At 71.3% G+C, this 21,128-nt stretch carries 15 protein-coding genes; 9 read left to right on the forward strand and 6 right to left on the reverse strand.

Going from position 1 to position 21,128, the window contains the following annotated elements; genetic code table 11:
* Positions 1 to 93: 93 nt before the first annotated feature.
* Positions 94 to 3,741, forward strand: coding sequence for an alpha-L-fucosidase (locus ACFVAJ_RS10420; protein WP_376943803.1), 3,648 nt, complete (start codon positions 94 to 96; stop codon positions 3,739 to 3,741).
* Positions 3,742 to 3,803: 62 nt separating this feature from the next.
* Here the strand turns inward: ACFVAJ_RS10420 and ACFVAJ_RS10425 are convergent, their stop codons facing one another.
* Positions 3,804 to 4,913, reverse strand: coding sequence for an epoxide hydrolase family protein (locus ACFVAJ_RS10425; protein ID WP_376943804.1), 1,110 nt, complete (start codon positions 4,911 to 4,913; stop codon positions 3,804 to 3,806).
* Positions 4,914 to 5,248: 335 nt separating this feature from the next.
* On the opposite strand from ACFVAJ_RS10425, the gene ACFVAJ_RS10430 reads away from it, so the two are divergent.
* The 4 genes from ACFVAJ_RS10430 to ACFVAJ_RS10445 all read left to right on the forward strand — a co-directional run bounded on the left by ACFVAJ_RS10430 (position 5,249) and on the right by ACFVAJ_RS10445 (position 10,853).
* Positions 5,249 to 5,467 carry a hypothetical protein gene (locus ACFVAJ_RS10430; RefSeq protein ID WP_376943806.1) on the forward strand — a complete coding sequence of 73 codons (219 nt, stop codon included), beginning with the start codon at positions 5,249 to 5,251 and terminating at the stop codon, positions 5,465 to 5,467.
* A gap of 100 nt (positions 5,468 to 5,567) precedes the next feature.
* Complete coding sequence (locus tag ACFVAJ_RS10435) at positions 5,568 to 5,933, forward strand: hypothetical protein (protein WP_376943808.1); 366 nt, start codon at positions 5,568 to 5,570, stop codon at positions 5,931 to 5,933.
* Between the two features lie 86 nt (positions 5,934 to 6,019).
* Complete coding sequence (locus ACFVAJ_RS10440) at positions 6,020 to 7,273, forward strand: ROK family protein (RefSeq protein WP_376943810.1); 1,254 nt, start codon at positions 6,020 to 6,022, stop codon at positions 7,271 to 7,273.
* Positions 7,274 to 7,697: 424 nt separating this feature from the next.
* On the forward strand, positions 7,698 to 10,853 hold the full coding sequence (locus ACFVAJ_RS10445; protein ID WP_376943812.1) for an alpha-mannosidase: 3,156 nt from the start codon (positions 7,698 to 7,700) through the stop codon (positions 10,851 to 10,853).
* A gap of 283 nt (positions 10,854 to 11,136) precedes the next feature.
* Here ACFVAJ_RS10445 and ACFVAJ_RS10450 read toward each other — a convergent pair whose 3' ends face one another.
* Together ACFVAJ_RS10450 and ACFVAJ_RS10455 are read right to left on the reverse strand one after the other, a co-directional pair.
* Complete coding sequence (locus ACFVAJ_RS10450; protein ID WP_376943814.1) at positions 11,137 to 12,237, reverse strand: hypothetical protein; 1,101 nt, start codon at positions 12,235 to 12,237, stop codon at positions 11,137 to 11,139.
* A 77-nt stretch (positions 12,238 to 12,314) separates the two neighbouring features.
* A complete protein-coding gene (locus ACFVAJ_RS10455; protein ID WP_376943816.1) occupies positions 12,315 to 12,629 on the reverse strand; it encodes a DUF1905 domain-containing protein in 315 nt (104 codons plus the stop codon).
* A 124-nt stretch (positions 12,630 to 12,753) separates the two neighbouring features.
* Between ACFVAJ_RS10455 and ACFVAJ_RS10460 the strand changes: the two genes are divergently transcribed.
* The 4 genes from ACFVAJ_RS10460 (at position 12,754) to ACFVAJ_RS10475 (ending at position 15,211) form a co-directional block, all read left to right on the forward strand.
* Positions 12,754 to 13,266 (forward strand): methylated-DNA--[protein]-cysteine S-methyltransferase, encoded by a 513-nt coding sequence (locus tag ACFVAJ_RS10460; RefSeq protein WP_376943818.1) that lies wholly within the window; start codon positions 12,754 to 12,756, stop codon positions 13,264 to 13,266.
* Between the two features lie 69 nt (positions 13,267 to 13,335).
* On the forward strand, positions 13,336 to 13,710 hold the full coding sequence (locus ACFVAJ_RS10465; protein ID WP_376943820.1) for a VOC family protein: 375 nt from the start codon (positions 13,336 to 13,338) through the stop codon (positions 13,708 to 13,710).
* Between the two features lie 97 nt (positions 13,711 to 13,807).
* The gene (locus ACFVAJ_RS10470) at positions 13,808 to 14,281 is read left to right on the forward strand and encodes a MarR family winged helix-turn-helix transcriptional regulator (protein ID WP_376943822.1); all 474 of its coding nucleotides are present in this window, start codon (positions 13,808 to 13,810) and stop codon (positions 14,279 to 14,281) included.
* 69 nt (positions 14,282 to 14,350) lie between these two features.
* The gene (locus tag ACFVAJ_RS10475; protein WP_376943824.1) at positions 14,351 to 15,211 is read left to right on the forward strand and encodes a 3-hydroxyacyl-CoA dehydrogenase; all 861 of its coding nucleotides are present in this window, start codon (positions 14,351 to 14,353) and stop codon (positions 15,209 to 15,211) included.
* Between the two features lie 134 nt (positions 15,212 to 15,345).
* On the opposite strand, the gene ACFVAJ_RS10480 is transcribed toward ACFVAJ_RS10475, so the two are convergent.
* The 3 genes from ACFVAJ_RS10480 to ACFVAJ_RS10490 all read right to left on the reverse strand — a co-directional run bounded on the left by ACFVAJ_RS10480 (position 15,346) and on the right by ACFVAJ_RS10490 (position 21,057).
* Entirely contained in the window at positions 15,346 to 18,498 is a 3,153-nt protein-coding gene (locus ACFVAJ_RS10480) for a M14 family zinc carboxypeptidase (protein ID WP_376943826.1), read from the reverse strand.
* A 179-nt stretch (positions 18,499 to 18,677) separates the two neighbouring features.
* Positions 18,678 to 20,015: a nitrate/nitrite transporter gene (locus ACFVAJ_RS10485; RefSeq protein WP_376943828.1), complete on the reverse strand. Its 1,338-nt coding sequence runs from the start codon at positions 20,013 to 20,015 to the stop codon at positions 18,678 to 18,680.
* 79 nt (positions 20,016 to 20,094) lie between these two features.
* Positions 20,095 to 21,057 (reverse strand): transcriptional regulator TrmB, encoded by a 963-nt coding sequence (locus ACFVAJ_RS10490; RefSeq protein ID WP_376943830.1) that lies wholly within the window; start codon positions 21,055 to 21,057, stop codon positions 20,095 to 20,097.
* Between the last annotated feature and the right edge of the window lie 71 nt (positions 21,058 to 21,128).

A 21,128-nucleotide genomic window follows, 5' to 3' on the forward strand; every position in this document is an offset into this window, starting at 1 on the left:
ATCGTTGCTTAAACATCGGATAACTACTACGCTCCCCGGCAGGGCGGCAGTGTCGCTGCCCGCGAGTGATCAGCTACTGGAGTGACGTTGACGATGACCGAGCCGAGTACCACGACCGCACCACGAACACCACGGACCTCACGATCCCGTCGCCGGATCTTCGCCCTCGTCGCCGCGCTCGGCGTGACCCTCACGGGGCTCGCCCCCGCGGGCATCGCCAGCGCGGCCGAGGGCGATGACCTCGACATCCGCTTCGGCGGCTCGCTCGTCGGAACGACCGCGTACACGACGACCGAGGGCGAGTCGATGCGCGGCGTCGTGCGCCGTCTCGCGAGCGGCGAAGAGCAGCTGGCGGCCGGGGGAGTGCGCCTGCACGGCGGCACCGAGGGCATCCGCTTCGAGGCGGCCGACTTCTCGTTCGGCGGCGCGACGCCGACGCCGGGCTTCCTCGCCGAGGTCGAGTTCACCCCGACCGGCGCGCAGGCCGACATGTCGACCATCCTCTCGGCCGCGGGCAACCTCTACGTGCGCACCCAGGGCGGCAAGCTCGTCTACGGCTTCGACTCGTACGACGGCTCAGACTGGTCGACGCATCGCGCCGAGGCGCCCGCCCCGGCCGCGGGCGTCGCGCACCGGCTCTCGGTGCAGTACGTCACGACCGACGACGGCGCCGAGCTGCACACCTGGCTCGACGGCGTCGAACTGCAGACCCTCGCCGCCGATGCGGGCGTCGGCGTGCAGTCGGCCTCGACGAACGCGTTCGGCTTCGGCAACGAGGTGCACCCCGCGGGCGCCGGCCGCGGCATCGTCGGCGAGCTCGGCCACGTCCGTGTCGTCGGCGACGTCGGCGCATACGACCCCGAGCTCTTCGAGTTCCAGCCGGCGCCGATCACGACGACGCTGCTCGACGTGCAGTTCGACGGCGGCACGGATGCCTCGGCGTACACGCCGGCCGCCGGCGAGCGCCTCGACGGTGCCCTCGCCCTGCGCAGCACCGCGAGCGTCTCGGGCGGCGACCTGCAGCTCGGCGGAGCGAACCAGGCCGCCGATTTCACGGCGAGCGAAGAGCTCTTCACCGGGGCATCCCTCGACCGTGCCTTCGTGATCGAGACCGAGTTCACCGCCTCGGGCGCGCAGGCCGACCTCGCGACGGTCGCCGCTGTCGGCGGCAACCTGAGCGCGCGCTACCGCAGCGACGGGCTGCAGTACGGCTTCAGCGCGAACGTCGGTGGCACCTGGCGCGACTACATGGGCAAGGTCGCCCTGCCCGCAGTGGGCCAGGCCCACGTGCTCTCGCTCGCCTACGTGCCCGGCTCCGCCGAGACGAAGGTCATCGCCTGGCTCGACGGCAAGGAGCTGCCCGAGGTCACCGCCCCCGCGCCCTCGACCCGCAATGCGAAGGCGACCCAGACCCTCGCGATCGGCAACGAGGTGGCGGCGATCGGCAACCGCGGCTTCAAGGGCAGTGTCGAGCGCACCCGGTTCGCGCTGCTGAACGGCGCCTTCGACGATGGGGCGTTCCGCTACCAGGAGCTCGACGAGCCGATGCCGTGCCTGCCGCTCGGCGAGATCTCGCCGGCGAACTACATCCAGGTGACGAGCGCCGACTGCCCGGCGAACGTGCTCGCGAAGGCCGCGCTCGTGCGCCCGACCGACGCGCAGCTCGACTGGCAGGAGCTCGGCCTCACCGCCTTCGTGCACTTCGGCATCAACACCTTCTACAACCAGGAGTGGGGCCACGGCACCGAGGACCTCGGCCGGTTCCAGCCGACCGGCGAGCTCGACGTCGACGCGTGGGTGAAGTCGCTGCGCGACAGCGGTCACCGCATGGCGATCCTGACGCTGAAGCACCACGACGGGTTCCTCCTCTACCCCTCTCGCTACAGCGACTTCGACGTCGCCTCGACGCCGTGGAAGGACGGGAAGGGCGACATCGTGCGCGACTTCACGACCGCCGCGCACAAGTACGGCATGAAGGTCGGCCTCTACATGTCGCCCGCCGACTCGCACGAGGAGCAGTTCGGGGTGTTCGGCAACGGCAGCGCGAAGACGCCCCGGACGATCCCGACCCTCGTCGACGGCGACGACCGCGCCGGTGAGGACCTGCCTACGTTCGAGTACCCGGCGACCGACTACGGCGCCTTCTTCCTCAACACCCTCTACGAGGTGCTCACGCAGTACGGCGAGGTCGACGAGGTCTGGTTCGACGGCGCCCAGGGCAACACGGGCAAGCAGGAGTTCTACGACTACCCCGCCTTCTACGACCTCATCTCGAAGCTGCAGCCGAACGCGGTCGTCGCGGTCGGGGGTCGCGACGTGCGCTGGGTCGGCAACGAGAGCGGCACCGCACGTCAGGACGAGTGGGCGCCCGTGCCGATCAGCGACGCCGGCGACGGCGGCAAGATCGGCGTCGTCGGAGGCGGCACTTTCGAGCAGGTCGGCTCGGCCGCGATGCTGCAGTCGGCCGTCGCGAGCGGGGCGAACGCGCTGCACTGGTGGCCGACCGAGTCGGACATGAAGCTCACCCAGGGCTGGTTCGCGCACCCGACCGACACCCCGAAGACCCCGTCGGCGCTGCTCGGTCACTACCTCGGCACGACCGGACGCAACTCGGTCATGCTGCTCAACACACCGCCGACCACGACGGGCACCTTCGCGCCCGCCTCGGTCAGCGCGCTCGACGGCTTCGCCGCCGAGCGGCGCAAGGCACTCACCCTCGACCACGCGCTCGGCGTGCCGGTCACGATCGGGGCCGAGGGCGAGGCATCCAGCGCCCTCACCGACGGCGACAGCCGCTCGTCGTGGCTCAGCGCGAGCGCCGAGCCCGGCGACGTGACGATCGACCTCGGCTCGCCGAAGTCGGTGCGGCGCATCGCGCTCGCCGAGGGCGTGCTCGAGCACGGGCAGGTCGTCGAGAAGTTCTCGATCGACGCCGAGGTCGACGGTGCGTGGGTCGAGGTCGCGAAGGCCGGCACGATCGGCGTGAGCCGCATCGTCACGCTGCCGCAGGCCGTCACGGCGCAGAAGTTCCGCGTCTCGGTCGACCAGGCGCGGGCACCGTACTCGCTCGCGACGCTCGCCCTCTACGAGCAGCTGGCCGACGACCCGGGCAAGCCCACCGAGGTCTTCCTCGACTGCGCGGCACCCGCGGCGGGCGACGGCAGCGCCGAGCACCCGTTCACCTCGCTCGAGCAGTTCCGCACCGCGGAGCTCGCCGTCGGCGCGGACGTTCGGGTGAAGTCGGGCAGCGAGTGCGCCGACTCGTCGACGCCGTTCTGGGGCTACGGCACCGCCGACGACCCGATCACCGTGTCGGTGTACGACGGTGACGTCGAGCCGAGCTTCGGGGAGCGAACCCTGGAGGAGGTCTTCGGCGGCCTCGCCGCCCAGGGCTGGGTCGTCGAACTGCCGAACCCGGTCGAGCCCGGCTCGGAGGCGGTCACGCTCTCGGTGTGCAAGGCCGCGATCGGCGAGAAGCTCCAGGTCGAGATCGCCGGATTCGCGCGCGGCGCGACCGTCGAGCTCGCCCTCGCCTCGAAGACGCCGAAACACGGCCTCGCCGTCGAGCTCGGCACCGTCACCGCCGGCGCCGACGGCTCGGGCACGGCGACCGTCACCCTGCCCGCGACGAAACCCGGCATGCGCACGCTGACGGCGACCGCAGAGGATGCCTCGGCGAGCGCCCGCCTCGTCGTGACGCCCGCTGCGGCGGCCGGGTCGGGAGGCGGCTGCGGCGACTGACCGCGACGCGACATGGGGATGCCCCGGGCTCCGGCCCGGGGCATCCCCATGTCTTTTCGGTCTCAGCCGAGCTCGTGCACGAACGCCCGCACGCGGGCCGCGAGGTCGTCGGGCACCTCGGCCGCCGCGAAGTGGCCGCCCGCCTCGAGTCGGTCGAAGACGCGCAGGTCGAGGTAGTGCCGCCGCGCCAGCGATTCGGGGTAGGCGGCCTCGTGCCGCTGGATGAACACCGCCGCAGGCACGCTCGTCGGTGGGATGGGTCCGTCGTCCTGGCCCTCGAAGTACGGCCGGAACGAGGTCGCGATCGACTGGGTGATCCAGTAGATCATCGCCTCGGTGAGGATGCGGTCACGGGAGATGCGGCGCTCGACGAGGCGCGGGTCGCCCGGCGGAGTGTCGCTCCAGCCGACGAGCTTCTCGGCGATCCACGCGAGCAGGCCCGCGGGGGAGTCGTTGAGCGCAGCGGCCAGAACGTCAGGCCGGGTGGCCTGCACGTGACCGTACGCACCGTCGGGCCACTCACGGTCGGCGAGCGAGGCGAAGAACGTCAACTCGGCCGGGTGCGTGAGGGCGGCGCGTTCGGCGGAGGTCGGGAAGTGCGCGTGGGTCGCCACGATACCCGCGACCTGCTCGGGGTGGGTGGCGGCGATGAGGTCGCTGACGTTGGCCGAGACATCCTCGCCGTAGGTGACGTAGCGCTCGTAGCCGAGCACCTCGGTCATGAGCGTGTGCATCGTGGCCGCCAGGCGCGCCTCGGAGAGCGGGCCGTCGGCGTACGGCGACGAGAACGCGAAACCGGGCAGGCTCGCGACGACCACGTCGAACTCGGTGAGCCGGTCGGCGAAGTCGAGCTGCAGCGCGAAGGTGTGCGGCCAGCCGTGCATCACGAGCAGCGCCGGCGCGTCGGGCACCGATGAACGCAGGTGGGCGAAGTGCACTTGGGCGCCGTCGATCGGGGCGATGAACTGCGGGTGCGTGTTGAGCCAGGCCTCGCGGGCGCGCCAGTCCCACGTGATCCAGGAGTCGACGAGTTCGCGGAGGTATGCCGCGGTCATTCCCGACGGCGGGAGCCGCGGTGAGTCGTCGAGGAGCCGCGTGCGCCTGAGGCGATCACGAAGCTCGTCGAGGACGGCGTCGGAGACGTGGAGTTCGAACCGCTCGAGCGCGCTCATGCGCCGACCGTACCGGGTGCCGGTGACGTCGAGAAGGGGTGCGATGCGCGGGGCATGCTGTGGGCTTCCGTCGCGGAGGTGTCGCAGTGGATGCGCGGTACTTCGGTACTTCGGTACCGCTCGTGCGGGAGGGGACGTCGCCGAGCGGCGATCTGAGGTGTCACGACCGGCGATCTGAGGTGCCCTGGGCCCGGCGATCTGAGGTGCCCTGGGCCCGGGATCTGAGGTGCCCGGTCCTGCGAAATAGGGCACTCGCCCGATCCGGCCGCCCCACCTCAGCGAGGAATCTGAGGGTCAGGCAGCCACCACGGCGCCGCACCGAAGGGAATCGGGACATGAACCTCGCAGTCGGCTACATCGCACAGACGCTCCAGACCGCCGACGAGCGCGAAGCCGCCGTCGTGAACGAGCGCCGCCGTCGCGCCCACGAGCGCCGCCTCGACGAGGGCGAGCGCGCCGAGCGCGCGGGGCGTCGAGGCATCCTGCACCGCATCGGCGGGGGAGCGCAGTCGCGTCGCCACCGCGGCACGACCGCGGCCCGCCCGGCCGCCTGAACGGCGACTCCGGGGAGGGGCGGGGTCGCGGTAGGGTCGTCTCGCCGATTCCGGCGCGACCCTCCCGCGACCCAACGACCCGAACAGGACCCTTCCTCCCATGACCCAGATCATCCTCGCCGGCGACGACCAGCTGACCGTGCCCGTCGTCATCTCCATCGCCGAGAGCCTCGGCTACACGGCGACGACCCCGGCCCAGGGCAGCATCAAGGTCGAGCGCGGCAGCCTGCAGAAGACGCTGTGGCTCGGGGCGATGGCCGGCAAGGGCTTCCACGTTTCGTTCACCTTCGCGATCGGCATCGACCAGTACGGCAACACCTGGCTGCGCTTTGACGAGAAGGGCGGCCTCGGCGCGGTCAAGGGCGGCGCGATCGGCTACGCGAAGAGCAAGGCCGCGTTCGAGGAGTTCATCGCGGCGGTCCGGGCGCAGACCAGCGAGCGGGGCATCCTCATCGGCGAGCAGTAGGCCGACCATCCCGATTTCTCCATCGATGTGACAAACTCGAGGGAGGAGCGCAGCTGCGCGACGACGGCGGCGGGAGGGGTCGGCGCATGATCGATTCGGCACCCCCTGCCCCGCGGCGCGGCACCAACCTCCCGCGCATGGGCGACTTCAACCGCTCGGTCATCTTCGACGCCATCCGGCGGGCCCCAGAGGGGCGCAGCCGGGTCGAGCTCGTCGAGCTCACCGGCCTCTCGACGCAGACCGTGTCGAACATCGCCCGGCGCCTGCTCGATGACGACTACATCGTCGAGGCCGGCAAGACGAGCGCCGCAGGCCTCGGCAAGCCGCGCACCATCCTGCGCCTGAACCCGGTGGGGCTCTATGCCGCGGGCGTGCACATCGATCCCGCCGTGATGACCTTCGTGCTGCTCGGTCTCACCGGGCACGTCGTCGCGCACGCGCGCCATCGCACGCCCGAGGCGAGCGACCCCGAGCACGTGATGGACCGCATCCGCGACCACGTCGAACAGCTCGTCGCCGACTCGGGCATCGCACGCCAGAAGCTCGTCGGCCTCGGGCTCGCCGCCCCCGGCCCCATCGACCAGGAGCGCGGCACCATCGTCGACCCGCCGAACCTGCACGGCTGGCACCGCGTGCCGCTGCGCGAGGCGCTCGAGGAGGCGACGGGCCTCCCGGTGCTCGTCGACAAGGACGTCGTCGCCGCCGCCGTCGCGGAGACCTGGGTCGGCGGAGAGGGCGGCACCGGATCGTTCGTCTTCCTCTACCTCGGCACCGGCATCGGCGCGGGACTCGTGCTCGGTGACGATCTGATGCGCGGGGTCTCCGGCAATGCGGGCGAGATCGGCCACATCGTCGCCGACCCCGACGGCCCGCCCTGCGCCTGCGGGCAGCGCGGCTGCATCGCGGTCACCATCACCCCGCAGGCGATGGTCGAGGAGGCCGAGCGCCTCGGCGTGCTGCGGGCCGAGGCTCCGCACGAGTCGCCGCCCGAGATCGACGCGCAGTTCGACCGGTTGTGCGCGGCCGCCGACGCGGGTGACGCAGTGGCCGGAGGCATCCTCGACCTCGCGGCCGACCGCACCGCGCGCGCCGTCGCCGTGATCACGAACCTGCTCGACGTCGATCGCGTCGTGTTCGGCGGGCCGTTCTGGGCGCGCCTCCAGGCGCGGTACCTCGAACGGATTCCGCCGCGGCTCGCGGAGTACAGCGCGACGATCGCGCTGCGCGAGCTCGAGGTCGTCGGCACCGGCGTCGGCGAGGATGTCGCGGCGATCGGCGCCGCCAGTCTCGTGCTCGAGCGCACCTTCGCGCCGACCGCGAACCGCCTGCTGCTGCTCTGAGTCCCGCCCGCCCCCTCGCCGCGGAGAAATTTGGGTCTTGCCGAGTAATTCCATTCGATTTACTATGTGCGAGTGGGGATTGCGATCGCCCCGTGGAGCACGGTTCGGGGGAGCCGGCTTGCTCCCCGGGGCGAATCGCTTTCTGCCCCGCCGAACCGGAGCATCCGCACTGCAGTACTCGAGCAAGGGAGCACGAGCACCATGCGACGAACCCGCGCACTGCCGGCGATGATCTCGAGGATTCTGCCGACGAACACCGGCGACGTGAGCGCGACCGGTCGGGCGCGATCGTCGATCAGCCGCAGGCAGCTGTAGACCGCCGGCCGACGCGGGACGACCCGAACCTCCGCGCCGGCCGGCTATCCCTCGGTTCGGGCGATGTTTCCCCGCCGCAGTCCGGCCACGGGAGAGGAGCCTTCCTCCGATGCACGACGATTCCGCCCTGGTCGAGACCCGCATCGCACGGTTCGTGCGCGAACGGCTGGAGCCGGCCCGCTACCGCGATCTGGTGCCCGCGACGCTCGAACGATGGGAGGCGCCGGGCGAACCCGTGCCGTTCGCCGAGGCGGTGGCGCAACGCTTCGAGCCCGTGTCGGCGGGCACTCCGTGGGGGCGCGCGTGGGGCACGACCTGGTTCAGGGTGTCGGTGCCGCCGGTCGCGGATCTGCTCGGCCGCGCGTCGACCGAGGTCGTCGCGACGCGGGGCGGGGGCGTGGTCTCGATCGACGGAGGCCGCCCAGAACTCGTCGTCGATCTCGGCTTCTCGTCGGTGACGCCGGGATTCCAGGCCGAGGCCCTCGTGTGGCGGCCCGACGGCACGATCGTGAAAGCGGTCGAGCCGCGCAACCGGGCGGTGCCGCTGGAGCTGATCGGCGCCGACGGCGGGCAGGACGTCGTGTACCTCGAGGCCGCGTCGAATCCCGACGTCATGCAGGACTGGATCTTCGCTCCGACCCTTCGCGGCGAGTGGGAGACCGCGGGCGACGAACCCCTCTACGTGCTCGGCCCTGTCGAGCTCGCCCTTCGCGATGTGACCGTCGACGAGCTCCTGCACGATGTGCGGGTGCTCCGTCAGCTCGCCGCCGAGCTGCCCGCCGACTCCACGCGCCGAGCGCAGATCGTGCGGGCGCTCGAGCGTATGGTCGACGCGATGGATCCCGACGACGTCGCCGGCACCGCCGCGGAGGGGCGGAGCATCCTCGCTCCCGTGCTCGCCGCGCCCGCCTGGGCGAGCTCGCACCGCGTGCACGCCGTCGGCCACGCGCACATCGACAGCGCCTGGCTGTGGCCCGTGCGCGAGACGGTGCGCAAGGTCGCCCGCACCTTCTCGAACGTCGACGCGCTCATCGCGGAGCATCCCGACTTCGTGTTCGCCGCCTCGTCGGCGCAGCAGTACGCGTGGCTCAAGCGCGACTACCCCGAGCTGTTCGAGCGGGTGCGCGCGCGGGTGCGCGAGGGCTCGTTCGTGCCGGTCGGCGGCATGTGGGTCGAGTCCGACACGAATCTGCCGGGCGGCGAGGCGCTCGCGCGCCAGTTCGTCGCCGGCAAGCGCTTCTTCATGGAGGAGCTCGGCGTCGAGCCGCTCGAGGTGTGGCTGCCCGACTCGTTCGGCTACTCGGCGGCGCTGCCGCAGATCGTGCGCGCGGCGGGGTCGCGGTGGTTCCTCACGCAGAAGATCTCGTGGAACGAGACGAACCGATTCCCCCACCACACCTTCCGCTGGCAGGGGCTCGACGGCACCGAGGTGTTCACGCACTTCCCGCCGGTCGACACGTACAACGCCGAACTCACGGGTGAGGAGCTCGCCCGCGCCGAGCGCCAGTACGCCGAGAAGGGCGCGGCGAACACCTCGCTCGTGCCGTTCGGCTACGGCGACGGCGGCGGCGGGCCGACCCGCGAGATGCTCGCGTCGGCGCATCGCACCGCCTCGCTCGAGGGATCGCCCCGAGTGCGGCTGTCGTCGCCGCGCGAGTTCTTCGAGGCGGCGGAGGCCGAGTATCCGGCGCCGCCGGTCTGGGCGGGCGAGCTCTACCTCGAGTTCCACCGCGGCACGTACACCTCGCAGGCGCGCACGAAGCGCGGCAACCGTCGCTGCGAGCACCTGCTGCGCGAGGCCGAGCTGTGGGCGACGACGGCCGCGGTGCGCGGCGCGGCGGAGTACCCGCGCGCGGAGCTCGACGAGGCCTGGCGGACGGTGCTGCTGCAGCAGTTCCACGACATCCTGCCGGGGTCGTCGATCGCGTGGGTGCATCGCGAGGCCGAGCGCCGCTACGCGGAGGTCGCCGAGGTGCTCGAGTCGGTCATCGAGCGCTCGGTGCGCGCGCTCGCCGGCCAAGGCGATCGGATGCTGCGCCTGAACGCCGGGCCGTACGCGGTCTCGGGGGTGCCGGCGATGGGCGGTACTTCGGGCGAAACCTGCTCGACCGCCGGCGCAGTGCTCACTCGTGACGGCGACCACATCACCCTCGCGAACGCCCACCTCGACGCCGTGCTCGACGCCGACGGACTGCTCGTCTCCCTGCGGCATCGCGAGCCCGACGGGCGCCTCGGCCGTGAGGCGATCGCGCCGAGCCGGGCCGGCAATCTGCTCCAGCTCTTCCGCGACACCCCCAACCAGTGGGACGCCTGGGACGTCGACGCCCACTACGCCCGCAATGTCGTCGAGCTGCGCGAGGCCGAATCGGTCGAGGTCGTACCGACCGCGGCCGACGGGGCCGACGCCGAGCGGGTCGCCGTGCGCATCACGCGCCGCTTCGGGGCATCCGTCATCGTCGAGACCGTGTCGCTGGGGGCAGACGCGCTCGCCCTCGAGCTCGAGTTCGAGATCGACTGGCACGAGCGTCAGAAGCTGTTGAAGCTCGCGTTCCCGCTCGATGTGCACGCCGAGCGGGCGACGAGCGAGATCCAGTTCGGGCACATCCACCGGCCGACGCATGCGAACACCTCGTGGGACGCCGCCCGCTTCGAGACTCCCGCCCACCGCTGGGTGCACGTCGGCGAGCCCGGCTACGGCGTCGCGATCGCGAACGACTCCACCTACGGGCACGACCTCCGCCGCGACGCCGACCCCGCGCGCCCGGGCGCGACCGTCACGACCGCTCGGCTCTCGCTGCTGCGCGCCCCGCGCTACCCCGACCCCGAGGCCGACCAGGGCGAGCACCGGCTGCGCGTCTCGATCATGCCGGGCGCCGGAATCCCCGACGCGATCGCCGAGGGCTACCGCATGAACCTGCCGCTCCGCGAGATCGGCGGCGTGGATGCCTCGTCGATCGAGCCGCTCGTGAGCGTGACCGGGGCGGTCGTCGAAGCGGTCAAGCTCGCCGAGGATGCCTCGGGCGACGTCATCGTGCGCCTCTACGAGCCGCACGGCGCTCGGGCACACGCGCGCCTCGAGGCATCCTTCGCGGCCGACGCGGTGGCGACCGACCTCCTCGAGCGCCCGTTCGACGCGGCCGACCCCACCGGCGGGGGAATCGGCGTCGCGCTCGCCGGTGCCGGCTCGAATGCGTGGGAGTTCGAGCTCCGCCCGTTCCAGATCGTGACGCTGCGGCTCAGCCCCTCGAGCGCGGAGGGCGAGTAGGCGCACGCAGCAGCCCTCCGCGGTGATCGGGCGGCACTGCCGGTCGGCCCCTCCGACACTGACCCGCCCACCGGGTCAGTGTCGGAGCGAGCGGCAGGAGCAACCTCCGGGTGCGGCCTCAGCCCGATCGAACTCGGAATCGCGCGAGGGCAGCCGCTGTTCGCGCGACTACGTCACTGATACGCCAGTGGTATCAGTGGCGGAGTGCCGCGGTGATACCGCAGCCATATCAGTGACGTAATGCTTCAGGGGCCGTGGGTGCCGCGAGCGGTCGGTCGCGGCGCTACGGGCGAGCCGCGGCCGCGATCACCTCGTGGTGCAGGGCGAGCAGTCCCGCGGTTCGCTCGGCCGGGCCGCGGCCGAAGCCGCACTCGGTGCCGACGCCGAATGAGGCGACGCCCGCCCGGGCGAAGGCCTCGCGGGCCGGGGCGATGCGGGCCAGGGCGCCGTCGACCCCGTCCTCGTGGTGCACGAGCCCGAGGTAGGGGGTCGTCGCGGCGGGCAGGGTCCACCCGGCGAGCGGCGCGAAGTAGTCGGCGTCGGTGCGCTCGATCGGCACCGGGAGGTGCACCCAGTCGATCGGGCGATCGACCTGCGCGGCCAGCGCATTCGCGACGGCGACGAGCCGGCCGGCGTCGGCTGGTTCGACGAAGTGCTTCTCGGCGACGTCGCCGTAGCAGAGGTGGAATCCGAGCTGCGCCCCGTCGGGCACGCGGTCGGCGAGCTCCGCGGCGAGTGAGGCGATCGCCGCGACGAGTGCCGGGGCATCCGCGCCGCCGTCGGCGAAGAACGCCTCGAGCGGTCCGCCGCCGAGGCTCACGCCCTCGAGGTAGGCGAACTCGGTCGCGAGGTCGATCTGCACGGCGAGATCGCCGGCGGGCACGAGTTCGGCGATGCGGTCGAGCTCGGCGGCGAGGGCCGCGGCGTAGGCCGGGTAGACGGCGGCGCGGTCGGCCGGGGCGACGAACGTCGTGACGGGGGCGAGGGGCGACGGCAGACACACCTGGAAGCGGGTGCCGTCGGCGATGAGTCCCTCTTCGCGCAGGCGCGTGAAGTCGGCGTAGCTCGCGGCCGCGGCGTCGGCGTAGCCGAGCGGGCCGAACGCGAGAGCTCCGGCGTCGACCGTGCCGTCGATCACGGTGGGGCGCAGGTCGAACCCGGCGACGATGATCGGGTCGATCGGCACCCGGGTGAGCCCGTCGACCGCGTCGAAGGCCGCGCCCTGGAAGAGGATCCAGTGGAACCGCTCGCCGACCTCGCCGTCGGGGATGCGGGCGAGGTCGTCGCCGAGCTCCGCAGTGACGACGCGGAAGGTCGCCTCCGCGCTCGGCTGGTTGATCGATCCGACGAGGTGCGCGCCGGCGACGCGGGGGAGTTCAGACATCCCGCAATGCTAGATCGACCCGGCTGTGCGGATCGGTCGTGTTACCCGGTCTGACGGGACATCCGTGCGCTCGCCGTTCAGCCGTCGTGCACGACGAGCGCGACCGCGATCTCGTCGCCCTCGCCGATCTGCTCGGCCCGCAGGACCGCACGCTTCAACGGGAGCGCGTAGGTGCCGCCGCCGGGGAAGATCGAGGTGTCCCAGGTCGTGCCGCCGACGGTGGCGGTGACCCGCACCGAGTCGAAGCCCCGAGGCATCCGCGGGCGATCTGAGATGTCGGCGCTCGGCTCGGGCGGCACGTCGACGAAGAACCAGTTGCGCCGGGCCGACCACTCGTAGATCACGGCGGTGAAGTCGACCCGCATGCCGCCGGTCGGGCGAGGATCACGCATGGGGCAATCCTAGGTCGAGCCGCCGTCACGGCTCCGGGGCTCGAGCGGGCGACCTCCGCGACGACGTCCGATTCCCGCTGCCGAATCGCGCCCTGCGCCGGCACTTCGGGGGCAGGATGGAGCCATGTCCCGCCGCCACGCCACCCTGTCGACGTCGCTCGGCGAGCTGCTCGTCGTCGCAGAGGGCGCGGCGCTCGTCGGCATCTACTTCCCGGGCCACTGGCACCCGCCGGCCGCCGGCACGATCGGCGTCGAGGTCTCCGCTCGCGACGACGCCCTCATCACACGGCTCGGCGTCGAGCTCGACGAGTACCTCGCCGGCACGCGGTCGGCGTTCGACCTGCCGACCGCGCCCGACGGCGACGAGTTCCAGCACCTCGTGTGGGGCATGCTGCGTGAAATCCCGCTCGGCGCGACCGTGACGTACGGCGAGCTCGCGACGCGGCTCGGCGATCGCAACCTGGCGCGCCGCGTGGGCAACGCCGTCGGCCGCAACCCGCTCAGCATCATCGTGCCGTGCCACCGCGTCGTCGGCGCCGACGGCTCGCTCACCGGCTACGCGGGCGGCCTCGAGCGCAAGCGGTTCCTGCTCGAACTCGAGGGCGCCGCGGTCGTGGCGCAGGCCCGGCTGTTCTGATCGGCCCCGGCCCGACCCGGCCCGGCCCGGCCCGGCCCGCATGTCGGCGGGTGGTGGCAGCGTGACGTCATGGCGACTCATGACCACCGCATCCCGCTCAGCATCGACTACGTCGAGATCTCCGTCACCGATCTCGCGGCCGCGCAGGGCTTCTACGGCACCGCGTTCGGCTGGACCTTCACCTCGTACGGCGACGAGTACGCCGGCATTCGCACGTCGGCAGAGGCCGACGGCGAGGAGGCAGGCGGCCTCACGCTCGTCGAGGAGGTCGTGGCCGGCGGCCCGTTCGTGCTGCTCTACAGCGACGACCTCGACGGCACCCTCGCCGCGATCGTCGCGGCGGGCGGCGCGGTGACGAACGGACCGTACGAGTTCCCCGGCGGCCGACGGTTCCACTTCACCGACCCGAGCGGCAACGAGCTCGGCGTCTGGTCCGAGCAGTAGCTCCGGCCCGGAGGCCGCCCGATTCCTCCCGACTCTTTCTGTTGTGGAATGCAACGCCGAGGCGTAGCGTTGCATATGACAACAGAAGGAGTCGATCATGGTGAAGCGCACCACGCGTGACGATCACGCCGCCGCGATCCTGCGCGAGCTCATCGTCATCTCCCGGCGCGGCGTCGCCGACGCGCGCACCGCGCCGCTCAGCCTGAGCATGACCGACCAGTCGATCCTCGGGTACATCGTCGACCACCCCGGATGCCGTTCGGTCGACATCGCCGAGGCGTTCCGTCTCAACCGCTCGACCGTGTCGCGCCAGCTCGCGGGCCTCACCCGGCTCGGCGTCGTGCGAGAGATCGCGGATGCCTCGGGCCGCGGCCGCCCGCTCGAGCTCACCGACGCGGGCTGGGCCGCTTACCGCGAGGCGATCGACCTCCTGCAGGCGGTCGTCGACCGGCACCTCGGAGGCTGGAACGACGACGAGGTCGCACGCTTCGCGACCGACCTCACCCGGTTCAACGGCGCCGCGACCGACGGCGACCGGCCGGGGCATCCCCGAGACGAACGCGCCGGCTGAGGCGCGCGCGGCCCCACGAGGGCGCACCGATCCCGCCCCACGAGGGCAGAACAGGAAGAAGGAAACACCATGTCCGCAGTGCAGCACGTGACCGTGCTCGGAACCGGAGTGCTCGGTTCGCAGATCGCCTACCAGACCGCGTTCAGCGGGCTCGAGGTCGTCGCCTACGACCTCGACGACGCCGCGCTCGCCGCAGCGAAGCAGCGCTTCCAGAAGCTCGCCGCGACCTATGTCGCTGAGGGCGTCGCCGGCGCCGCCGACGGCGGTGCGGAGGCGGCCCTCGCACGCGTGAGCTACTCGGCCGACCTCGCAGAGGCCGTCGCGAACGCCGACCTCGTCATCGAGGCCGTGCCCGAGGCGATCGACATCAAGCGCGCCACCTACGAGAAGCTCGCCGCCGTCGCGCCCGAGCGCACGATCTTCGCCACCAACTCGTCGACGCTGCTGCCGAGCGCGATCGCCGACGCGACGGGCCGCCCCGACCGGTTCCTCGCGCTGCACTTCGCGAACCGCATCTGGGCGCACAACACCGCAGAGATCATGGGCACGCCCGCGACCGACCCCGCCGTCTACGCGACGGTCGTCGCGTTCGCCGAGTCGATCGGCATGGTGCCGATCGAGATCAAGAAGGAGCAGCCCGGCTACGTGCTGAACTCGCTGCTCGTGCCGTTCCTCTCGGCGGCCGGCCAGCTGCTCGTCGACGGCGTCGCCGAGCCCGAGGCGATCGACGCGACCTGGCGCATCGGCACCGGAGCGCCGATGGGTCCGTTCCAGATCTACGACATCGTCGGGCTGACGACGGCGTACAACATCTCGATGATGGGCGGGCCGAAGCAGCAGGAGTTCGCCGCGCTCATCAAGGAGCGCTACATCGACCAGGGCAAGCTCGGCGTCGCCACCGGCGAGGGCTTCTACCGCTACGGCGGCTGATCGCAGGGCCGGTCGAGTAGCGAGCGCCGCGAAACCTCACCCCGGCCGGTCGAGTAGCGAGCGCAGCGAAGCGTATCGAGACCCCTCGCGAGGTCTCGATACGCTTCGCTGCTCGACCGGCCGAAGCGTGGCCGCTACCCGGCGAAGTGCGCCAGGATGCGCCCGACCACGTCGGCACGAGCCGCGTCGGAGTCGAGCTGCTCGAGCCCGAAGCCGAAGAGCAGCGAGTCGGGCGTCGCGGCGACCGCGACGACATCGCCGAGACCGTCGGCGATCTCGAAGTCGCTCAGGTTCGGAGCGTTTCCTTCGGGCGCACCGAGCACCGACCACGCGCCGAAGCCCGCCTCGAAGCCCTCAGCCTGCGAGGGGTTCCCGGCAACGACGAGCCGCGTGTCATCGACGATGAGGCCGTCGTCACCGAAGGCCGGGTCGGTGACGTAGCTCACGACGACCTCGACCTGCGCGCCCGCGTAGGCGCTGAGGTCGAAGGCCACCGGGATCCAGCCGCCCGAGGAAGCCGTGAACGAGTTCCACTCACCGGTCGACCCCGTCGGCAGGCACGGGTCGGCCTGCGTCAGGTAGTGCTCGAGTTGCGGATGGCCTCCGATGTAGAAGCCCTGCTCGCAGTCTGGCGGGACGGCCGTTGACGTGCGACCGTTGAGATCGGGAAGCGTGGTCCAATCATCTGTGCCGACGGGCCGCGCTTCGACGATGACGTTGTCGTAGCCCGGCTCGGTCTCGAACGCGATCTGCGCTTCGAAGGTCGGCGCATCAGCAGCGGTCGCCCCGCTCAGGTCGAAGGTTCGACCCAGGCGCTGGTACCCGTCGTCGACGTGCGTCGCTGCGGCGGCGAAGTCGCCCTCGACCGCGACGATCCTGCCCGTCACCCCGGTGTAGTCGGCCGATCGCCAACTCTCGAACTGCGGGAACTGGTCGAGCGGCAACCGCTCGCTCGTCACGGTGAATGAGCCGACCTCGTCGATCGGGTTGTCGACCGTGGCCGGGCCTCCGAAGAGTGCGTCGAAGCCGTCGAACGGCTCCGCCGTGCCGTTCAGGCCCTCGGCGGTGACCGCTCCGCGGGCGTACCCGCCGAGCCAGTACTGCGTGAAGTCGTCGGCGAGCAGCAGGCAGTCGGCGAAGAAATCACCGGTCACCACGCAGTCCTCCTCGGGCGCGCCGTCGAGGCCGTAGTAAATGCCGCCGATCTGGTCGCCGAGCAGTCCGAAGTACCCCGTCGTCTCACCGGCGTGCGCCAGCTTGCCGCCCTCGTTGAGGTAGTCGCGCACCGACATCGTCAGGTACTGCTGTCGCTCTGCGACCGCCAGATCGGGCAGCGGGCCGAACTGGAACGTGTCGGTCAGCTCGTCCTCGGGATCCTGCGTCAGGCGGTTGTCGCCCAGGTACCAGACCACGCCGTCGAAGTGCGACAGCACCCCGAGGTCGTGCGGCACGCCCTGCGCATCGACATCCCACGTCGCCGGGGTCACGCCGTTCGCCTCGAGTGCCGCGACGTGCTCGTCGAGGTACTTCGGCGCGGTGGTGCCGGCAGGGTAGGTCGGGTTCACGCCCGTGTAGTCCTCGTTCGCGATCACGAGCACCGGGCTGCCCGAGTCCTGCGCGAGTTCGTACGTGAAGGGCTCGCTCTCGGTCTTGCCCGGCTTCTCGCCCGGCCCGACGTCGGCCGCGGTCTCCTGCGCGTCGAACCATACCTCGACGGTGTCTCCCGGGCTCGCGCCCGTCACGACGCCACGGTACTCGGCGTAGTAGTCGGTGTTCTCGAAGCCGTAGCGTTCACCACCGGCCCACTCGCCGAGCTTGGCCTTCACGGTCTTGCCGCCGTTGATCGAGTAGTACATCGACTTCGCCTTGAGGCTTCGCTTGGCGGTCACCGCGACGGGCTGCGGGTCGCCGTACGACACCTCGAAGCTGTCCACGCGGAAGTCCTCGGCCTCGCGGTCGACGACCGACACCGGGTCATCCGGATCGAGCGCCGACTCGGCCACGGCGAGGGCGAACGGGATGTTCTTCTCGAACTCGGCTTGGATCAGCTCCTCGTCGTCCGGGAAGTTGAAGCCGCTCTGGCAGTCCTCGGCGAGCCATTCGTCGTCGGGGATCGAATTGGAGACGGTCTCGCACGTGGTCATCTCGGGGGTGAAGCCGAGGGTGCCGTACTCCTCTTGCGCGTGCGTGTCGGTGTCGCCGTTGGTCGTGTACAGCTCGGCCGAGATGTCGGGGTCGTACCCGGCGATCGCGGGGTTCGCGTCGTCGCCGACCATCGCCTCGTAGATCACGTCGTCGGGCGACGGGGTCGAGACCTGCCAGCCGATGCCGTGCAGCAGCAGTTCGGCCGCCGAGTGGTAGTTCACGAGGAACTGCGGTGTCGTCGATGCGAACAGCGAGTCCAGCGCCTGCGTCTCGGCCTCGGAGCCCGGCGCGGTGCCGCGGTAGGTCTCGCTCGCCGGGTTGGGCGACGAGCCCTCGTTGTCGTAACCCCAGCGGGTCTCGAAGTTGCGGTTCAGGTCGACGCCGTCACCCGTGGTGATCACGCCGTCGCCGTTGTTGTCGTGCAGGTTCTTGCGCCACAGCCGCTGGCCCGGTTCGAACGTGAAGTCGTAGCCGTCGGGGTTGGCGACCGGCACGAACCAGAGCTCGGTCGAGTCGACGATGTCGGTGATCCGCTCATCGGATCCGTACGAGTTCAGGTACAGGTCGAGGAGGCGCCGGATCATCTCTGGTGTGATCCACTCGCGCGCGTGCTGCGCGCCGACGTACAGGGTGGTCGGCCGCGTGCCGTCCTTCTTCTGCTTGGCGATGTCGCCGGTCACACGGACGGCGCCGATGTCGTTGCCGTTCTCCGTCTGCCCGATCACGCGGAACTCCGCGATGCCGGGATGTGCAGCGGCCTGGCTCATGATCTCGTCGAGCAGTCCGCCGTCGGGGTAGTACTGCCGGTACACCCCGTCGGCCTGCAGCGAGCGCCGTTGCGCCGCCGGCTGCTTGGCCTCGAGTTCGGCGCCCCTCGCGTTGAGTTCGGCGGCCTGGTCGCCGCTCAGGATTACCTGTACCTCGAGACGATCGGATGCCCCCTCGACCGGAGCTGCGACGAGCTCGTGCCGGTCGACGCCGAGTTCGACGATCGCGGCGAGGCCGTCCTGGTCGACGGTGCCGGTGTACACCTCGAGGCTGTCGGAACCGCCCGGTGGCGGTGGGCTCGCGACGCTCGGCGCGGCCACGAGGCCGGTGAGGACGAGCGCTGCGGCTGATGCGACGGCGAGCTGACGGAGCATGGCAGTACCCCCTTCGTGCCGATCGGCACGTTCGGTGACGGTGTCCGACGATCGTCCGGGCGAGGCGGGTGTCCCTACCTGAACTTTCCTCATGATGACGGGCCTGCCGGAGGGCGTCAACCCACTACTTCGGGGGCGACCGCAGGAGTATCATGCGGACGAGCGCGTACTCGCCGCGATCAGCCCAGCCCGCGGTCGCGGCGGCGTTGGCGCGGCGCATCGAGCCCCATCTTCACCCGCGTGCGCCGACGCTCGACCACGATGAACGCCGCACCCACGACCCAGAGCGGCACCTGCGTGAGGAACGCGAGGCGGAACGCCTCGAGCGAGTACGTGTCGGGGGTGCCGGCGCCCTGCAGGTCCATCGCGAGGCCGATCAGGAAGATCGCGATGAGGCCCGCGATGAACCCGCCGCCGTTGACGATGCCGGTCGCGGTGCTGAGCCGGTGGCTCGGGTTGTGGGTGCGCGCATGGTCGAACGCGATCATCGACGCCGGGCCGCCCGTCGCGAGCGCGAGGGCGAGGGCGAACAGCAGCCACAGCGGCGCGGGGCCCGGCCAGGCGATGACCACGAGCCACACGACCGCCTGGATCGCGATGGTCGGCAGCACGAGCATGCGCGAGCGGCGCAGGGGGTGCCGACTCGAGAGTGCGCCCATCACGGGCCCGACGAGCATGCCGAACACGACGAACGCGCTGAGCACGAGCGACGCCATCGCGGGCGTGAGTCCCTCGCCGGCGGTCAGGAACGGGAAGCCCCAGAGCATCACGAAGGCGGTGCCCGCGAACGGCGTCGTGAAGTGCGACCAGAACGCGAGCCGGGTGCCCGGGTGGCCCCACGACTCGCGGAACCCCTGACGCAGGTCGGCGGAGGAGCGGACGACGGCGATCGCCCCGGTCTCGGTGTTCACCGAGACATCCGCATCGCTCGTCGGCGGGTGGTTGCGCACGATCGCGAACGTCAGGATCGTGAAGAGCACGCCGAGGCCGGCGAGGCTGCCGAACGCGACCGTCCAGCTCGTCGCGTGCAGGAGCGCCGCCATCGGCAGCAGCGCGAGCAGCTGGCCCGTCTGGCCGATGATGCCGGTGAGCTGCACCATGAGCGGCGCGCGCTGCTGCGGGAACCAGGTGGCGACGACGCGCAGCACGCTCGGGAAGATCGCGGCGTCGCCCGCACCGAGCAGCACGCGCGCGATGATCGCCGTGCCGACGTCGGTCGACAGCGCCATCACGAGCTGGCCCGACGCCATGAGCGCCATGCCCGCGGTCACGATGGGGCGGGCGCCGAATCGGTCGAGCAGGAGACCCACGGGGATCTGCATGCCGCCGTAGACGGCCAGCTGGATCACCGCGAACATCGACAGCGTCGAGGCATCCGCGTCGAACCTGACGGCCGCGTCGGCGCCGACCGCCGACAGCGAGGTGCGGTTCGTCACCGACACGATGTACGCGGCGACGCTGACGCCCCAGACCAGCCACAGCCGCCAGGTCGGTGCGAGCTGCGGGGTGCCGGTCACGAGCGGGGAGCCTCCTCGGGGGTCTCGGGCCGATGGCCCGTCGCGTTCCAGCGTAGTCGCGTCATCGCGACCGGATGCCTCAGACCCAGCTGCGGCGGACCGCCTCCGCACCGAGTTGGATGCGCGTGGACACGTTCGCGGTCTCCATGAGCTCGGCGATCCGGCGCTGCACGGTGCGCACCGAGATGCCGAGCTGCGCGCCCGCGGCGGCGTCCGTGAGGCCGAGGAGCAGGAGCTTCAGCAGATCGCGGTCGATCGCATCGTGCGCGCCGGGGATCTCCCCGGAGGTGAGGAACTCGGTCGACGTCGCCCAGAACTCCTCGAAGATCGCGAGGACGAGGTCGAGCAGCCCGCTCGGGTGGATGAGCAGCGCCCCCGAGGCGCGGGCATCGCCGTGCGAGCGCATCGGCAGCAGCGCCATCTGGTCGTCGGCGATGGCGAGCCGTGTCGGGAGCGTCGGCAGCACCCGCACCTCCTCGCCGTACGGGGCGGCCTCACGGGCCGATTCGATGAAGCCCGGCCGCTCGAGCACGCCCTTCTCGACGATCACGCGATAGCGCACGCCGCGGTTGAGCGCCCGATCCTCCTCCTCGTTCTCCTCGGCGCCGAGGAACGCGATCTCGCTCAGCATGAACACGCTCACCTGCTCGGTCGCCGACGCCTGCAGCTGCGCGAATCGCTGCCGGACCGCGTCGGCGCCGACGATGACGTCGACGACGTCGGGCGCGACCCGCTGCGCGGCACCCTCGCGGTAGATCTCGCTGAGCTGCAGCAGGGTCTCGTGCGCCTGGGCGAGTCCGCGTTCGCGCTCGAGCAGCATCGGGCGGAGGGCGATCGAGGGCGGGGATGCCACGACGCGATCGGGTGCGGAGGCCTGACGGGCGAGCAGGCCGAGCCGCTCGAGCTCCGCGAGGATGCGCCGCACCCGACCGGTGGTCGACCCGGCGGCGACGGCGAGCTCGTCGAGGCTCGCAGAGGGCCGCTGCAGGATCAGCCGGTAGATCGACGTGTGCTCGTCGTCCAGTCCGATCGCCTCGAGCACCCGAGCCTTCCGTTCTCCGCGGCACCGCTCCGCACGACGATCGACCTCGTGTCGACCCGGGCCGACTGCGA

This window comes from Agromyces sp. NPDC057679 (assembly GCF_042799635.1).
In the GTDB taxonomy this organism is placed as follows: Bacteria; Actinomycetota; Actinomycetes; order Actinomycetales; family Microbacteriaceae; genus Agromyces.

Bases quoted from the DNA above. Each gene is read 5' to 3' on its own strand.
- ACFVAJ_RS10425 (WP_376943804.1), bottom strand. From the start codon at position 4,913: ATGAGCGCGCTCGAGCGGTTCGAACTCCACGTCTCCGACGCCGTCCTC.
- ACFVAJ_RS10455 (WP_376943816.1), bottom strand. From the start codon at position 12,629: ATGCGTGATCCTCGCCCGACCGGCGGCATGCGGGTCGACTTCACCGCC.
- ACFVAJ_RS10420 (WP_376943803.1), top strand. From the start codon at position 94: ATGACCGAGCCGAGTACCACGACCGCACCACGAACACCACGGACCTCA.
- ACFVAJ_RS10445 (WP_376943812.1), top strand. From the start codon at position 7,698: ATGCACGACGATTCCGCCCTGGTCGAGACCCGCATCGCACGGTTCGTG.
- ACFVAJ_RS10450 (WP_376943814.1), bottom strand. From the start codon at position 12,237: ATGTCTGAACTCCCCCGCGTCGCCGGCGCGCACCTCGTCGGATCGATC.
- ACFVAJ_RS10430 (WP_376943806.1), top strand. From the start codon at position 5,249: ATGAACCTCGCAGTCGGCTACATCGCACAGACGCTCCAGACCGCCGAC.
- ACFVAJ_RS10480 (WP_376943826.1), bottom strand. From the start codon at position 18,498: ATGCTCCGTCAGCTCGCCGTCGCATCAGCCGCAGCGCTCGTCCTCACC.
- ACFVAJ_RS10465 (WP_376943820.1), top strand. From the start codon at position 13,336: ATGGCGACTCATGACCACCGCATCCCGCTCAGCATCGACTACGTCGAG.
- ACFVAJ_RS10475 (WP_376943824.1), top strand. From the start codon at position 14,351: ATGTCCGCAGTGCAGCACGTGACCGTGCTCGGAACCGGAGTGCTCGGT.
- ACFVAJ_RS10440 (WP_376943810.1), top strand. From the start codon at position 6,020: ATGATCGATTCGGCACCCCCTGCCCCGCGGCGCGGCACCAACCTCCCG.
- ACFVAJ_RS10460 (WP_376943818.1), top strand. From the start codon at position 12,754: ATGTCCCGCCGCCACGCCACCCTGTCGACGTCGCTCGGCGAGCTGCTC.
- ACFVAJ_RS10470 (WP_376943822.1), top strand. From the start codon at position 13,808: ATGGTGAAGCGCACCACGCGTGACGATCACGCCGCCGCGATCCTGCGC.
- ACFVAJ_RS10435 (WP_376943808.1), top strand. From the start codon at position 5,568: ATGACCCAGATCATCCTCGCCGGCGACGACCAGCTGACCGTGCCCGTC.